This is a genomic window from Paraburkholderia franconis (assembly GCF_009362735.1).
GTDB lineage: Bacteria > Pseudomonadota > Gammaproteobacteria > Burkholderiales > Burkholderiaceae > Paraburkholderia > Paraburkholderia franconis.
This window is the reverse complement of sequence record NZ_WHNP01000196.1, coordinates 1-2009: the sequence shown is the minus strand read 5'-3', so window position 1 is coordinate 2009 and position 2009 is coordinate 1. Positions and strand designations below refer to the sequence as shown.

Sequence of the window (2009 nt, the reverse complement as noted above, 5' to 3'; positions counted from 1 at the left end):
TGTCGACGAGACCTACATTAAGGTCGGAGGCCAATGGAAATACCTGTATCGCGCCGTCGACAAGGCCGGAAACACGATCGATTTTCTCTTGCGAGCCCATCGGGACAAGGCTGCGGCGCGACAGTATTTCGAAAAATCGATCACCCAGAATGGCGAACCCGAGACGGTGACGATCGACAAGAGTGGCGCCAATCTGGCTGCGCTGGAAGCCATCAACGCCGAGCGCGAAACGCCCATCAAGATCCGCCAGACGAAGTACTTGAACAATATCATCGAACAGGACCACCGCGCGATCAAGAGGCGAACCCGACCTATGCTCGGATTCAAGAATTTCCGCTGCGCCCGCATCCTGCTTGGTGGCATCGAGGTGGCGCACATGATCGCCAAGGGGCAGATGAAAGACAACGGTGTTCGACAAACTTCTGCCGAGCAATTCTATTCGCTGGCTGCATAAGCAGTCCTATTCATGTCAGACCTTGCTCACGTTGCAATCGTTAGCGCGACAAAACCCGGAAACAATGCTGGCGCCACTGTTTATGGATGCCGCCTCGACTGCCGCCTGTCGGAAATCCGCTATATCGTTGCGCAGACAGCCAGTGATGCGGCAAGGCAGTCCCTGCGACCGGATGTTGCGCACGCAGAGCGTTCATGCTGCGTTGACGGCGTGCTTGAACCTCTTGCCGGCTGTGAACTTCACCGTCTTTGCCGCCGGGATTGTGATGGTCTCGCCCGTCGACGGGTTACGGCCGCTACGCTCGGCACGAGTGCCGGTTGAAAACGACCGAAGCCAACCAGTTGCACCGTCTGGCCACGTGTCACTGCGGCCGTCACAGCATCGAGGATGGCGTCAATGGCCTCGGCCGTGCTGGCCCTGCTTTCACCCGTACCGGCGGCGACCGCATCGATGAGTTCGTGTCTGTTCATATAAGCTCCCTTTGACAAAGCGCCCGCGTATCGCGGACAGGACGCAACCCTAACGCATGTGGTGCGATACCGCATGCCCGGTTCTTCGGGGGCTGCGTTTCCGAGAGGAAACGCAGCTACCCAATTACGGTGCCAGGCAACTCGCGAGGTTTTCGGACAGGCAGCATGGCGTTGTCCATACCCCGCAACCCCTTTTTTACGCGGACGACGCCCATGGTCCCCCCTTCTTCTGCCGACCGGGTTATGGCGAAGCTGGACAAGGGGCTTTGAATGCATGACAGTTAGTTACATACTAAACGCCGTGACCGTTGAATGCGCGCTACTGCAGCGACGCTTCGCACCGCGGTGGAAATGAAGAAGACCGACAGACGTTACGGAAGAGAAACGACATAATGCGGCTGCGACGCATCACGGCACGACGTTCCCCAGTGCACGGCAAGGGACTCTTTGCGCTGCAGCCCATCGCTGTTCGTCCGTCGCCTCCCTACATTGGCTTCAGAAATGGCTTTGGGCCGCTAAATGGCGGGCTTTTATCTTCTTCATCCAGGAGCAGCCGAAAAAAAGCCCGGAAATTGCCGGGCATAAAGTGTCTGGAACTGCCGCCAGACCTCGGCGGCGAATCCTCGATGTCACTTCATATTATTGGCCCGTGTAGCCAACAGGAACCGTCGAATTGTTCTTCGCAACGGTCGCGTTGTTCGACACGATGTACTGCGGCACTTCCGTCAGCGTCAGCGATACCTGGCCGTTCGAGTACGGAACCGTCGTGGTATTGCCGTAGCCGTCGATCTTCGTCACGTTGCCCGACGTACCCGGATTGTCGACCTGCAGCGAATAGCCGGTCGAATACGTCTGGCTGTACGTGCCATTGCTCGTCGGCCACTGGCTGTTGCTGTGCGCCCATGCGGCCGTCACGACCTTGCCGTCGCCGAGCTGCTGGAAGGCATACGCGAACGTACCCCCCGGCGTGCCCTTGACGCGGCCCAGCGTGTTCGTGCCGTCGAGCACGCGGGTCATCGTTGCGAAGGCCATCGCTTCAGGCTTCGGCGACAGATTCGACGCACCGAACGCGCCCTGCGCGTTGT

The 2009-nt window shown here is 58.8% G+C and carries 1 protein-coding gene and 3 pseudogenes; 2 read left to right on the top strand and 2 right to left on the bottom strand.

Going from position 1 to position 2009, the window contains the following annotated elements; all coding sequences use genetic code 11:
• Positions 1 to 454: IS6 family transposase (locus GCT13_RS47485; protein WP_152768415.1), on the top strand; the 454-nt coding region annotated here is incomplete at its 5' end.
• A 192-nt stretch (positions 455 to 646) separates the two neighbouring features.
• On the opposite strand, the pseudogene GCT13_RS47480 reads toward GCT13_RS47485, so the two are convergent.
• A pseudogene (locus tag GCT13_RS47480) lies at positions 647 to 924 on the bottom strand (HU family DNA-binding protein).
• A gap of 392 nt (positions 925 to 1316) precedes the next feature.
• On the opposite strand from GCT13_RS47480, the pseudogene GCT13_RS51075 reads away from it, so the two are divergent.
• Positions 1317 to 1391, top strand: a pseudogene (locus GCT13_RS51075) (SET domain-containing protein-lysine N-methyltransferase); the annotation flags it as partial.
• 172 nt (positions 1392 to 1563) lie between these two features.
• Here the strand turns inward: GCT13_RS51075 and GCT13_RS47470 are convergent.
• Positions 1564 to 2009 (bottom strand): annotated as a pseudogene (locus GCT13_RS47470) (hypothetical protein); the annotation flags it as partial.